At 66.7% G+C, this 14,085-nt stretch carries 8 protein-coding genes; 7 read left to right on the forward strand and 1 reads right to left on the reverse strand.

The features are described from left to right. Positions 1-146 precede the first annotated feature (146 nt). The 5 genes from CXG43_RS12050 to CXG43_RS12070 all read left to right on the forward strand — a co-directional run bounded on the left by CXG43_RS12050 (position 147) and on the right by CXG43_RS12070 (position 10,189). On the forward strand, positions 147-2,792 hold the full coding sequence (locus CXG43_RS12050; RefSeq protein WP_101100158.1) for a TonB-dependent receptor: 2,646 nt from the start codon (positions 147-149) through the stop codon (positions 2,790-2,792). A 98-nt stretch (positions 2,793-2,890) separates the two neighbouring features. After that, positions 2,891-5,485 (forward strand): M14 family zinc carboxypeptidase, encoded by a 2,595-nt coding sequence (locus CXG43_RS12055; RefSeq protein ID WP_101100159.1) that lies wholly within the window; start codon positions 2,891-2,893, stop codon positions 5,483-5,485. Positions 5,486-6,070: 585 nt separating this feature from the next. Next, complete coding sequence (locus tag CXG43_RS12060) at positions 6,071-6,865, forward strand: DUF4198 domain-containing protein (RefSeq protein WP_101100273.1); 795 nt, start codon at positions 6,071-6,073, stop codon at positions 6,863-6,865. Positions 6,866-6,889: 24 nt separating this feature from the next. After that, the gene (locus tag CXG43_RS12065) at positions 6,890-7,717 is read left to right on the forward strand and encodes an EF-hand domain-containing protein (RefSeq protein WP_101100160.1); all 828 of its coding nucleotides are present in this window, start codon (positions 6,890-6,892) and stop codon (positions 7,715-7,717) included. A 162-nt stretch (positions 7,718-7,879) separates the two neighbouring features. Then, a complete protein-coding gene (locus tag CXG43_RS12070) occupies positions 7,880-10,189 on the forward strand; it encodes a TonB-dependent hemoglobin/transferrin/lactoferrin family receptor (RefSeq protein ID WP_101100161.1) in 2,310 nt (769 codons plus the stop codon). A 161-nt stretch (positions 10,190-10,350) separates the two neighbouring features. Here CXG43_RS12070 and CXG43_RS12075 read toward each other — a convergent pair whose 3' ends face one another. Further along, a complete protein-coding gene (locus tag CXG43_RS12075) occupies positions 10,351-11,757 on the reverse strand; it encodes a DEAD/DEAH box helicase (protein WP_101100162.1) in 1,407 nt (468 codons plus the stop codon). Positions 11,758-12,360: 603 nt separating this feature from the next. On the opposite strand from CXG43_RS12075, the gene CXG43_RS12080 reads away from it, so the two are divergent. Both CXG43_RS12080 and maiA read left to right on the forward strand, forming a co-directional pair. After that, the gene (locus CXG43_RS12080; protein ID WP_101100163.1) at positions 12,361-13,350 is read left to right on the forward strand and encodes a fumarylacetoacetate hydrolase family protein; all 990 of its coding nucleotides are present in this window, start codon (positions 12,361-12,363) and stop codon (positions 13,348-13,350) included. Continuing rightward, the gene (gene maiA / locus CXG43_RS12085) at positions 13,347-14,033 is read left to right on the forward strand and encodes a maleylacetoacetate isomerase (RefSeq protein ID WP_232767767.1); all 687 of its coding nucleotides are present in this window, start codon (positions 13,347-13,349) and stop codon (positions 14,031-14,033) included. Before CXG43_RS12080 ends, maiA begins: the two co-directional genes overlap by 4 nt. The last annotated feature ends 52 nt before the right edge of the window (positions 14,034-14,085 follow it).

The raw sequence follows: 14,085 nt of genomic DNA on the forward strand, positions 1-14,085 counted from the left end.
CGTTTCATGGGAAACAACTTACTTTCCATCGCGATGAAGCGATGTTAGCTTCTCTTATATCCGTATGAAGAGATGTTATTGGCTGTACCGCAGCCATTCATGTGCTACTGCGGAACTGTTACCACCACCCACCCCACGATTTCGACATGCCCCAGCACACCTTGCTCGTGGCGGCCCTTGCCGCCGCCCTGGCCGCGCCTTTGCCTGCCGCCGCCGAAACGTCCGCCGACACCGCTGCCAGTGGCGATGCCAGCACCCTGGCCGCCGTGCGTGTCACCGGCTCCAACATCAAACGCACCGACACCGAAACCGCCAATCCAGTGCAGGTGATCGGTCGCCAACAGCTTGAAGCGACCGGCAAGGCGTCGGTCGCCGACGTGCTGCGTTCGATCTCCGCCAATACCGGCAACGCCGCCAACGAGACCTCCAACAGCGGCTGGGCCTCCGGTTCGGCTGGCATCGGACTGCGCGGGTTATCGCAGAAGAACACGCTGGTGCTGCTCAACGGCCGTCGCCTGGCGAATTACGGCTTCCCGGCCAATGGGCTGTCGGATACCTTCGTCAACCTCAATGCGCTGCCGCTGGTCGCGGTGGAACGCATCGAAGTGCTGAAGGACGGCGCGTCAGCAGTCTACGGTTCGGATGCGGTGGCCGGCGTGGTCAACATCATCACCCGACAGAACTACCAGGGCGCGGAGATCGGTGGCAGCGTCGGCACCGCCGACCAGGGCGGGCTGGACGAGACCAAGCTGAAGTTCGTCGGTGGCCTGGGCGACCTGGAGACCGATGGCTACAACATCCTGGTCAGCCTGGAAGCCTACAACCGGGATCGCCTGGACCAGGACGAGCGTGACCTGACCCGGTCCGGCATCTACAGCGACCAGCCCGGCGGCCGCTGGAACGGCTGGTCGGCCAAGGGCGCACGTTACCTGGTCAACGGCGTGTCGGTGCCGATGCTGGACGCCAACGGGCAGTGCCCGGACGGCACCACCCGCGTGGCCAGTGCGCCGATCGACGGGCTGGCCGGCGACACCTGTGGTTTCAACCAGGCGCCGTATACCACCCTGATACCGTCGACCAAGCGCTGGCAGGCCTACGCCAACGGCACCTTCCGCCTCAGCGACAACGTGGAAGCGTTCGGCGAAGTGCTGTACAGCGAGGTCAAGGGCGTGTCCTGGTTCGGCAGCAGCCCGTTTTTCACCCTGGAAAGCGGGCGCTTCGCGCTGAACTCCGATACCGGGCTGGCCGAGCCGGTGTCATCCAACCTGCCCGCAGGCAACCCGTACAACCCGTATGGCCGCGCGATCCCCATCGAATACACCTTCTTCAACCTCGGCGGCACGATCAAGACCAACCGCTCGCAGTCCTACCGTGGCCTGGTCGGGCTGCGTGGCAGCAGCGAGCGCTGGGACTGGGAAGTAGGCGCCTTCGGTGCACGCAGCAGCGAGCGCGAGACGGTGTCCGGTGGCTTCGCCAACCGCTGGGCGCTGGCCGATGCGCTGGCCACCGGCAGCTACAACCTGTTGGATCCGTCGGCGACCCCGCAGTCGGTGCTCGATGGCATCAACATCGCCACCCTGCGCCCGGCCGAGTCCAAGCTGCAGGGTATAGATGCGAAGATTTCCGGCACGCTCGGCCATACCTGGGCCGGTGACATCGGCTTCGCCTCCGGCGTGGAATGGCGCCGCGAGAAGCTGGATTCCAACAATCCGTGGCAGATCGATGCCGGCCTGCAGGTGCGCCCGGCGATCGCCGAAGTGCACGGTGAGCGCACGGTCAGCGCCGCCTACGCCGAGGCCATCGTGCCGCTGGCCTCGAAGCTGGAACTGTCGGTGGCCGCGCGCGCGGATCATTACGATGACTTCGGCGACGCGTTCTCGCCCAAGCTGGGCCTGCGCTGGCAGCCGCTGGACTTCCTGCTGGTGCGTGCTGCCGCATCGAAGGGCTTCCGTGCGCCGTCGCTTTCCGAGAACTCGGACAGCACCAGCATTTCCTACGGCAGCGTGGTCGACCCGCGTGACCCGGACCTGCCCGGCTCGCGGCAGAACCCGACCTTCTTCACCGTCGGCAACACCGAGCTGAAGCCGGAACGCACGCGCAGCTACAACTTCGGCGTGGTGCTGTCGCCGTGGGCGAACACCAACCTCAGTGTCGATTACTACAGGATCGAACTGGAGAACCTGGTCGGCACCAACAACACCCAGACCCTGGTGACCAACGACGTGCCGGGCGCGGTGCAGCGCGATGAGCGCGGCAAGATCCAGGCCGTGTACAACCGCTACCAGAACCTGAGCGACCTGAAGACCTCCGGCATCGACGTGGAGCTGCGCCAGCGTATTCCTACCGAGCGCCTGGGCACCTTCAACCTGAGTTCGGCCTATACCCATGTGCGTGACTATCGCCGCCCGACCGTGATCGGCGGTCCGCTGGTGGATTACGCCGGCAGCAACCTGGGTGCCACGCTGCCGAAGAACAAGGCCACCACCACGCTGGACTGGAGCCATGGCGACGTGCGGACCGCGCTGACCTGGTACTACACCAGCGGCTACGACCAGAAGGCCAGCGCCACCGCGCAGGCGGTGCAGGACCGCGTGGATTCCTACAGCCAGTTCGATCTGTACGTGGGGTACACCGGCTTCGAACAGCTGACCCTGTACGCGAAGATCCAGAACCTGGGCGATGAGGACCCGCCGTACGACGCCTCGTTCCCGGGCATCCGCGCACCGTATGACTTCAGCCAGTACGACCTGCGCGGCCGCTACTTCACGGTGGGCTTGGACTACCGCTTCTGAGCCGCCACGCGCGCGTCATCGGTCATGCCGGCCGGCCACTCCGCGTGGCCGGTCGGGCTGTACTGGCGCTGCAGCGCCATCATCCATGGGGAATCGTCGTGTCCTTCCATCGCAGTGTGTTGTTGTCCCTGTTCGTTGCCGCTTCGGCGGTCGTGCTGCCGGCCGCGCCGGTGCAGGCGCAGAGCGCCTACTTCTTCCCGCAGGCCACGCAGGCCACGGATTTCGATCCGGCCATCCCCACCCCGCAGCAGTTTCTGGGCTATGAGATTGGCAGCCGCTACACCCGGCATGACCAGCTGGTGGCCTACTTCAACGAGCTGGCCCGGCTTTCGGACAAGATCACGGTGCGGGAGATCGGCCGCAGCTACGAAGGCCGCCCGCTGCTGATCGCCACGCTGACCGGTGCGCAGAACCACGCGCGGCTGGAGTCGATCCGCCAGCAGCACGGCACCCTGGTGGATCCGGCGCAGCCGCGCAGCGCGGCCGGTGACAGCCCGGTGGTGGTGTGGCTGGGTTACAGCGTGCATGGCAACGAAACGTCCAGCGGCGAGGCGGCGATGCTGACGGCCTACTACCTGGTGGCCAACCGCAGCGCGGAAACCCAGCAGTGGCTGCAGAACGCGGTGGTGCTGTTCGACCCGGCACAGAACCCGGATGGCCGCGACCGTGCGGCGAACTGGCACAACGCGTATGCCTCCAGCCCCGCCTCGCCTGATCCGGCCGACAAGGAGCACGTGGAGCCGTTCCCGCAGGGCCGCACCAACCACTACTTCACCGACCTCAACCGCGACTGGCTGGCGCTGACCCAGCAGGACAGCCGACCGAAGATCGAGGTGTTCCACCAGTGGTATCCGAATGTCCAGATCGATTTCCACGAGATGGGCAAGGACAGCACGTACTACTTCGAGCCGTCGCCGAAGAGCATGCACAGCCCGCTACTGCCGGCGTCTTCGTACGAGTTCAACAAGATCTTGGCCAAGTACCACGCCGCCTCGCTGGATGCGCTGGGCTCGCTGTACTACACCGGTGAAAACTATGACAACTTCTCCCCGGTGTATGGCTCCACCTACCCGGATTTCCATGGCGCGGTCGGGGTGACCGTCGAACAGGCGAGCTCGCGCGGACGCGTGCAGGAGTCGGCCAACGGTCCGTTGACCTTCCCGTTCACCATCCGCAACCAGGTGGCCACCGGGCTGGGCACGGTGCGCGGGGCGGTCGCCGAGCGCGAAGGCCTGCTGTCGCTGCAGAAATCCTTCTTCCAGTCGGCGCTGAAGCAGGCCGGGCAGCAGCCGTTGAAGAGCTTCGTGTTCGGCGACGCGCATGATCCGGCGCTGACCCGCAAGCTGCTGGAACTGCTGCTGCTGCATCGGATCGAGGTGCATGCGCTGGCATCGGCGGTGACCGTGGATGGACGCCGTTTCGAACCGGGCAGTGCCTATGTGGTGCCGGCGGCGCAGCCGCAGTTCCGGCTGGTGCATTCGATCTTCGCCGACACGCCGCAGATCAAGGGCGATGTGTTCTATGGCAGCACGTCGTATGCGATCGCACCGGCCTACGGCGTGGCCTTCGCGGCCAGCAGGAGCCGCATCGGCGAGGGCGCACGGGTGACTGCGGTGGCCGACGCCCATGGTGGCGTGCAGGGCGGCCAGGCCGGCTATGCGTACGTGATCGACTGGCGCGATTACAACGCCGGCCGCGCGCTGTATGCACTGCAGGCCAAGGGACTGTCCACGCGGGCGGCCTTCCAGGCGTTCACTGCCGGTACCTCGGCCGGCGAGGTGGCCTTCGCCCCGGGCAGCATCGTGGTGCCGATCGCCGGCCAGCCGTTGCAGGGCGCCGCGCTGCTGGAGGCGGTGCAGGCGGCGGCCAAGGACAGCGGCGTGCCGGCCTACGCGCTGGCCAGCGGCCAGAGCCGCGGTGGCATCGACCTGGGCAGCGACAGCGTCAAGGCGCTGCGCAGACCGGCCGTGGCGCTGGTGATGGGCGAGGGTGTCAACGCGACCGAGATCGGCTCGGGGTGGTTCCTGCTGGACCAGCAGCTGCAGCTGCCGGCGAGCAAGATCGATCCTTCGCAACTGGGCAAGGTGCCGCTGGACCGCTACACCTCCATCGTGTTGTCCGGTGGCAAGTACGAGGGCGTGGATGAAGCGGCGGTCGGCGCGCTGAAGCGCTGGATCCAGGCCGGCGGATCGTTGGTGACCTACGGCACCGCATCGCGTTGGGCGATCGAGAAGAAGCTGGCTGATGGCGAGAAACTGGGCGCGGACGAAGAGGCCGCCGATGCCTCGCGCAAAGCGTTCGGCGACCAGCGCGACATCGCGGCCATCGAGCGGGTAAGTGGCAACATCCTGAGCGCGGACATCGATACCAGCCATCCGCTGGGCTTCGGCACGCCGCGCCGGCAACTGGCGGTTAACAAGGAGAACGCGGTGGTGCTGCAGCCCAGCGCCAATCCGTTCTCCACGGTGGTGCGGGTGGACGAGCAGGTGCGTGTGAATGGCTATCTGTCCGAGCGTAATCGAGCGCGGGTGAGTGGTTCGGCGTGGTTGCTGGTGTCGCCGCAGGGGCAGGGCAACGTGGTGCTGTTTGCCGATGATCCAGCGCACCGCAAGTACTGGCACGGGACGGACCGGTTGCTGGTCAATGCGCTGTTCTTCGGCAATCTGCTGAATCCTGCGAAGCCGCGGGGGTAAGGGGTGGGTTTTCCGGGCTTGCAGCCCGGCGGCCCGCTTTGAAGCAAAGGCAAAAGCCTGTAGGGCTATGTGTTGCTGGGGCGGGGTGGCTGTGCAGGACACGCCGCAAGTACGTCCTTGTAGGCTCGCTTTTCGCATCCATGCGACAAGACGGTCCTGCACAGCCACCCCGCCCCACCTTCGGCAGGTCCATGGCGGCCATGGAACCTGCGGTAGTGCCGACCCATGGTCGGCGGATGGTGTCAGGTGAACTGATAAAGAGCCGCCGACCATGGGTCGGCGCTACCGCTTTTCATTTTTTTTATACGCGGCCGGTGGCCACCGGAACCTGTCAGGGCGCCGGGTGGGTGGGCCATGCAGGACCGTCTGTTCGCATGGATGCGAACAGCGAGCCTCCATGGACGGATTCACGGCGTGTCCTGCATGGCCCACCCACCCGGCGCCAACCCAGCAATCCGCTCCTGACCCAACCGGCGCGAGGGGCCCAGCCGCTCGCAGCCTTAACAATCGTATTGCGAATCATTCGCAATAGGCATACAGTGTGCGCCGCCGGACTGGGGCCGGTGCCTTCCACTCGAGATGCCGATGAAAACCTGCCTGCTGGCCGGCCTGTTACTGGCCGCCGCCGTGATACCTGCCCATGCGCACACGCCGTACCTGGCGCCTGCGACCTTCCAGATCCAGCCCACCAGCCTGGTGACCCTGGATGCCAGCTTCGCCGAAACCTTTTTCGTGCCCGAAGTGGTGTTCGACAACAGCACCTTCGTGGTGACCGATCCGGATGGCATGCAGCATGCGCCGGACACCGTGCACCTGCTCAAGACCCGCGCGGTGGTGGAACAGCGCCTGCCGGGCAAGAAGGGTACTTACCGCTTCAGCACCGGCAACCGCCTGGGTGCGGTGTTCCGCACCTTCGAGGTCAACGGCAAGGTTGAAAGCAGCCGCGATCCGTCCAAGCCGCTGCCGGCGGGCGCGAAGATCGTCTCGCATTACCAGAGCCTGTCGCGTTCGGAGGTGTATCTGACCGCCGGCGCGCCGACCACCGAAGCGCTCGCACCGTATGGCAAGGGTCTGGAGTTGGTGCCGGTAACCCACCCGAGCGATCTGTATGCCGGCGAACACTTCCAGTTCGAAGTGCGCTACGACGGCAAGCCGCTGCCGGCGCAGAAGGTCGAGGTCTACCGCGCGCTCGGTGATGGACAGGCGCAGCCGGCACCGATCGAGCTGACCACCGATGCCGCCGGCAAGGCCAGCCTGCCGCTGCAGCATGCCGGCGCCTACCTCGCGCTGATCCGCTACCGCGGCGCGGCACCCGAAGGCGCGGCCGCACCGCAGTACGGCAACAACTACACGCTCAGCTTCCGCGTGTTGGAACCCTGAACCCTCCTTCCAAGGCCCACCCGAATGAACAAGAGCGTGATCTTCATGGCCCTGCTGGCCACGACCACCGGCGCTGCCGCACAGGCGCCCCAGACCGGCGTGAAGGTACCATCCTCCGCCGCCGCCGACTTCCTTGAGCAGTTTGATCCGCAGGACACCGGCGCGGTCAGCTGGGCGCAGTTCGAGACCTTCCGCCGCGCCCGCTATGACGCCACCGACACCAACCGCGACGGCAGCGTCGACAAACAGGAATACATCGACGAATACCTGCAGCGCTTCGACCAGCGCCTCGCCCAGGCCCGCGAAGGCCACCTGCGGCAGACCGACACGCGCTTCAAGGCGCTGGACCGCGACAACGACGGCCGCATCAGCCGCGACGAGTTCGACGCGGCCGGAGAACGCACCTGGGCCGGTTACCAGAAGAGCCAGGAAGCGACCCGTGAAAGCGCGGCGGCGACCAACCGCGATCCGCTGAAGATGCCGACTTCGCACACCGCCAACGGCATGCTGGAACTGTATGACCGCAGCGGTGACGGGGTAGTCGACCGGGCCGAGTTCGATGCCGCGCGCGCCGCGACCTTCGCCGCCACCGACGCCGACGGCGATGGCCAGCTGGATCTGGCCGAGTACACCGCTGAGTTCGCCGGCCGCCTGGACGCGCAGCGCGCCTCGGTGCGCCAGGCTGGTGCCCGCCAGGCGGGCGTGCGTTTCGGTGCGCTGGACACCGACAAAGACGATCGGATGACCTTCGCCGAGTACCAGGTGTCGGGCAAGCGCCTGTTCGAGCGCGCCGACACCAACGGTGACCGCATTGTCGACGCGCGCGACCCGGAACCGGTGGCCACACCCTGATCCACGCCGGTGCCGGCAAGCCGTCGGCACCACGGCGCCGCGACCACGCGTCGCGCGCCCGGAACCCGAACTTCCACGACCTCCCAGCCCGCACCGGCGCCACGCGCGTCGACAGCCAGGAACGGCCTACGTCCAGCCCTTTCTCCCTGCGGAGCTTTCCCGATGAACCTGTCCCTTTCCCTGCTCTCGCTGGCAGTGCTCGCCAGCCTGTCCGCGATGCCCGCCGCGCATGCCGATGCGCCGGCAGACGCCGGTACCCTCGATACCGTGCGCGTGGAAGCCGAGCGCGCGAAGAAAAGCACCTCGCGCAACCAGAACGTCACCGTCCTCAGCGCTGCCGACCTGGACGCGGAAATGGCCAACAACATGGAAGAGGCGATCCGCTACATTCCCGGGGTCAGCGTGGTCGACATGGGCCGCTTCGGTGACAACGGCTTCAACATCCGTGGCCTGGAAAGCGATCGCGTGGCGATCACCGTCGACGGGCTGAGCCTGGGCGAATCGGTGGAGACCGCGCGTTCCTACGAGTTCTTCCGCGGCGGTCGCGGCGACGTGGACATCGACACGCTGAAAAGCCTGCAGGTGACCAAGGGCGCCGACTCCATCACCGCCGGCAGCGGGGCGCTGGGCGGCGCGGTGGTGTTCACCACCAAGGACCCGGCCGACTACCTGAAGGCGGCGGGCAATGACACGCACGTCGGCATGAAATTCGGCTACAGCGGTTCCAACGATGAAACGATGGGCACGCTGACCTTCGCCAACCGCACCGGCATCGCCGAATCGATGCTGGTCTACACCCGCCGCGAAGGCCATGAGTCGGAGAGCTGGTACGACACCACGGTGGACCGCACCGGCGTCGGCCGGCGGACGCCGGACCCGGTGGACAGCACCCGAGACAACCTGCTGGGCAAGCTGGACCTGCAGTTGGACCAGCGCAACACGCTGGGTTTCATGATCGAGCGCGGCCGCGCCCGCAATGAAGTGGACAACCTGTCGCGGGTCTATTCGCCAGGCTACCTGGAGCGCCGTGGTGACGACCGCAACGACCGTGACCGCTATGGCGTGCGCTGGCAGTACCGTCCGCAGAATGCGCTGTTCGACAGCATGGAGGCGCAGCTGGACCACCAGGTCACCGAAAGCCGCGGGCTGACCACCATCCTCGCCGGCAGTGGCTGCCCGGGCCGCGCCGTGCCCTGCCTGCGCAGCGAGAACCGCTCCACCGAACAGACCCTGGACCGTGCAGCGCTGGATTTCAGCAAGGTGCTGGACAACGCCGGCGCGCGCCATGACATCGTCTACGGTCTGGCCTGGCAGACCCGCGACGTCGACTTCACCGCCGTGGATACGCGCTGGAACGCGGCCGGCGACATCGCCACCGTGGAGCAGGATCCACGCCAAGTGCCGAAGACCGATGCGCGCAACTGGAACCTGTACCTGCGTGACAGCATCACCCTGATGGAGGAGCGTCTGGTGCTCAGTGGCGGCGCACGCTATGACCGCTATGACTACTCGCCGACAGTAGACGCGACCTTCGTCGATCCGACCGGCAGCGTGCGCGACCTGCGGTTCTCCGCGCCCAGTTGGCAGCTCGGTGCCGAGTTCCGCTTCCTGCCCGATCATGCCGTGTGGGCCCAGGTCGGCCGGGGTTTCCGCGCGCCGAGCGTGGCCGATCTGTACTCACCGACCGGCAGCACGCTTGCCTTCGATGCCATCACCGGTGCCCAGGTGCAGTTCGATACGTCCTCGTCCAACCCGGACCTGGACGCGGAAAAAAGCCTCAACGTGGAACTGGGCTACCGCTGGAGCACCGACCGTGGTCAGCTGGGTTTCTCGCTGTTCCGCGACCGCTACAGCAACTTCATCGAGACGGTGACCACCGCACAGGCGTACCCCAACGGCTACCGCACCACTGCGACCGCGCCGATCCAGTACAGCTACAACGCCACCATGCCGATGAATGCCGGCAAGGTCACGGTGAAGGGCGCCGAGCTGGAAGGGCGCTGGCAGTTCAGCCACGCGTGGTCCTCCCGCATTGCCGCCGCTTACAGCGAAGGCGAGAAGGCCAACGGGGACCCGCTGGAAAGCATCGTGCCGGCCAGTGCGGTGGTCGGCCTGCGCTACGCGCCGTCACCGGTGTGGAATGTCACCGCCAACCTGACCCATGCGTGGGGCAAGAATGCCGATGATGCCTACACCACGCTGGCCAACGCAACGCGCGAGACGCCCGACTGGGTCGGCAAGGCCGATGGTTACACCGTGCTGGACCTGGTGGGTAGCTGGAACGTCACCGAACAGCTGCGGGTCAGTGCCGGCGTGTACAACCTGACCGATCGTGAGTACTACCTGTGGCAGCGCGTGCGCGGTATCTACGAGGGCACCAATACGCTGTATGGCTACGTCAACGAGCAGGGCATCGGGCGGTACAGCGAACCGGGTCGCAACGCGCGCGTGACCGTGGCCTACAACTTCTGACACAGGCCGTTGATGGCGCCGAGCGCTGCTCGGCGTACGCGGAGAATCGGTAGCGCCGAGCCATGCTCGGCGGACGCAAACGAAAAAGGGACGAAGCTCGCGCTCCGTCCCTCTTTCAATCAGGCAAGACGACCGAAATCGTCACCTGTGCATGGCGCGGATCAGACCGCGCGGCTGCTGCTACCCTGGCTGCGGCCACCGCCACCGCCACCACGGCGCTGGCCCTGGCCCTGCGCAGCACGCGCCTGGCCGGCACCACCGCCGCCTTCGCGACGACCACCGCCGGCCTTCTTCGGGCCTGCATGGGCGTGACGCGGGGCATCGCTGTGCGGACGACGGGCATGCGAGGTCTTGCGCACGCCACGGTCACCCATATCGCTGTCGGCCTTGCCCGGGGCGCTGTTGCCCCAGCGGATCGGCACCTGCAGCTCGAAGCCAGGCACGTCGCGGATGTCCATGTCGCGGCCGAGCAGGCGCACGATCTGGCGCAGCAGCTTCACTTCATCCTGGGCAACCAGCGAAATCGCTTCGCCGGTGGCACCGTTGCGGCCGGTACGGCCGATGCGGTGCACGTAGTCTTCGGCGACCATCGGCAGGTCGAAGTTGATCACCTTCGGCAGCTCGTTGATGTCGATGCCGCGCGCGGCGATATCGGTGGCCACCAGCACGGTCACGCGGCCGGCCTTGAAGTCAGCCAGTGCACGCAGGCGCTGGCCCTGGCTCTTGTTGCCGTGGATTGCAGCGGTCTTGATGCCGGACTTGTCCAGGAACGCGGCCAGCTTGTCGCTGCCGTGCTTGGTGCGGGCGAAGACCAGGGTCTGCTCGCGGCTGTCCTGGGCGAGCAGGTGCAGCAGCAGGTCGCGCTTGCGACCGCCATCGACCGGGTGCACGCGGTGGGTGATCAGTTCGGCGACGGTGTTCTTCGGCGTGACCTGGATCTGCTCCGGGTTGCGCATGAACTCCATCGCCAGCTGCTTGATGCTCTCTTCGAAGGTCGCCGAGAACAGCAGGGTCTGGCGGTTCTGCTTGGGCAGCTTGGCCAGGATGCGCTTGATCGACGGCAGGAAGCCCATGTCGAGCATGCGATCGGCCTCGTCCAGCACCAGCACTTCAATGCCGGACAGGTCGATGCTGCGACGCTCGATATGATCGATCAGGCGGCCCGGGCAGGCCACCAGCAGGTCCACGCCACGGCGCAGGATGTCCAGCTGGTTACCCATGCCGACGCCGCCGTAGATGCAGGCACTCGGGATGCGCAGGTACTTGCTGTAGCCGCGCAGGCTGTCGTGCACCTGGGTGGCCAGTTCGCGGGTGGGGGTCAGGATCAGGGCGCGCGGCTTGCGCGGGCCGCCGTTGGACACTTCCTGCGAATTGGTGGCCAGGTGCTGCAGCAGCGGCAGGCCGAAGGCGGCGGTCTTGCCGGTGCCGGTCTGCGCGCCGGCCAGCAGGTCACGGCCGGCCAGGGCGAGCGGGATGGCCTGCTCCTGGATGGCGGTGGGGGTTTCATAGCCCTGCTCGGAAAGCGCACGCAGCAGGAAGGGCGCAAGGCCCAGGGATTCAAAAGACATTCGAGAAAGCTCCAAAAACAGAGAACGCCTGGCCGAATGGCCAAGCGGGGGCAGATCGATGAGATCGGCTGACTCGGAGCGTTCCCGTGAACCGCGCTGCGAGAATTGGGTGCAGCCGGCGCGGAGAGCGCAGGCTGGAATGCGTGACGAACGGCGCCGGAGTGGGGGCGGGCGAGGGGTCGGGTGACCTGGCTCGCCGGCGATCCCGGAGGGAAACGGACGGCCGCTGCAGACCGGCGAAGTCTAACCGAAGAATGAGATCCGGCGCAAAGGTGCGTGTTCAGGAAAAGCCGGATCCGGGTGGGGGCCGGGCGGGGAGGGTTTGCAGGACACGCCGCAAGTACGTCCTTGTAGGCTGCGTCGCCGCATCCATGCGGCTCAGCGTCCTGCCAACCCTCCCCGCCCGGCCCCGCTGACAGGTTCCGTGGCGTCTGGAGAGCGGGTGGCGCCGAGCCGTGCTCGGCGGAGGGTAGGGCGCGAGCGGGGTCTCCGATCATCGGCATGCGCGGCATACACTCCTTGCCATGCGGCGGCGCAGCTTTCCGGCGTCGCGGGGGTTTGATTACACTTGAAACTTGTTTGCCACCTCAGCCGGATGTGCCCATGAAGCTTGGTTCTTTGAAGGAAGGCGGCCGCGACGGCACCTTGATCGTCGTTTCGCGTGACCTGCAGCGCGGGGTGCGCGCCACGGGCATCGCCGCGACGTTGCAGGCGGCGCTGGAAGACTGGGCGCGCAGCGCGCCGCGGTTGCAGGCGTTGTCCGATTCGCTGAATGCCGGCGACGCCGATGGGGTGTTCGACATCGATATGCAGGCGTTGGCCTCGCCGCTGCCGCGTGCGTATGAATTCCTGGATGGCAGTGCCTACCTGCCGCACGTGGCACGGGTACGCCGGGCGCGTGGCGCGGAGGTGCCCGACAGCTTCTATACCGATCCGCTGATGTACCAGGCGACCAGCGCCGGTTTTTATGGTCCGCGCGATGCGGTGAAGGTGGTCAGCGAAGACCATGGCATCGACCTGGAAGCGGAGATCGTCGTGATCACCGATGACGTGCCGATGGCCGTCAGCCCGGAACAGGCGGCCACGCACATCCAGCTGATCGGGCTGGTCAACGACGTATCACTGCGCAACCTGATCCCGGGCGAGCTGGCCAAGGGCTTCGGTTTCCTGCAGTCCAAGCCGCGCTCGGCGCTGTCGCCGGTGTTCGTCACTCCCGATGAGCTCGGTGATGCATGGCAGGACAGCAAGCTGCATCTTCCGCTGGTGACCCACGTCAACGGCGCCTGGTTCGGTGCGCCGGAAGCGGGCGTGGACATGCAGTTCAACTTCGGCCAGCTGGTGGCGCACGCCGCGAAGACCCGTCCACTGGGCGCGGGCACCCTCGTCGGTTCGGGCACCATCGCCAACGAGGACACCGGCAAGGGGGCGTCGTGTTTCGCCGAGCTGCGCACGGTGGAAACGCTGCGCGACGGCAAGCCGAGCACGCCGTTCATGTCGTTCGGCGACGTGGTGCGCATCGAGATGCTGGACGCCAACGGGGCCAGTATTTTCGGTGCCATCGAACAGCGCATCGAGCAGGCCGCCACGCCGTGAGCGGCGCATCGGCGCCTGCGCCGGGCGGGCAGGGCGAGATCGTCCTGCACACCTATTGGCGTTCGAGCGCGGCCTACCGCGTGCGTATCGGGCTGAACCTGAAAGGCCTGGCCTGGCAGGGCCAGGCGGTGCACCTGGTGCGCGGCGGCGGTGAGCAGCATCGGGACAGCTTTCACCGGTTGAATCCTCAGGAGCTGGTGCCGACGCTGCAGCATCGTGGGCAGGTGCTGACCCAGTCGATGGCGATCCTGGAGTATCTGGACGAGGTGTTCGCCGACCACGCGCTGTTGCCGGCCGATCCGGCCGGTCGTGCACGGGTGCGTGCCCTGGCCCAGCTGGTGGCCTGCGATATCCACCCGCTCAACAACCTGCGGGTGATGCAGTACCTGGAGGGGCCGTTGCAGCTGGCCGCGGATGCGCGCACGCAGTGGACCCTGCACTGGATGGCCGAAGGGCTGTCGGCCATGGAGAAGATGCTGGCCGCCAGCCCGGACACCGGCACGTTCTGCCACGGTGACCGGCCCGGCCTGGCCGATGCGTGCCTGGTGCCCCAGCTGTACAACGCGCATCGCTTCGGACTGGACCTGGCCGGCTATCCAATCCTGCGCCGTATCGAAGCGGCCTGCCTGGCGCTGCCCGCCTTCGATGCCGCCCGCCCCGAGAACCAGCCCGACGCCGCCTGACGAAAAAGGGGACGGAGGGGATTAAGTCGTTTTCGACCGGTCGGGTCGAAAA

This window comes from Stenotrophomonas sp. Bg11-02 (assembly GCF_002836635.1).
Lineage (GTDB): Bacteria > Pseudomonadota > Gammaproteobacteria > Xanthomonadales > Xanthomonadaceae > Stenotrophomonas > Stenotrophomonas lacuserhaii.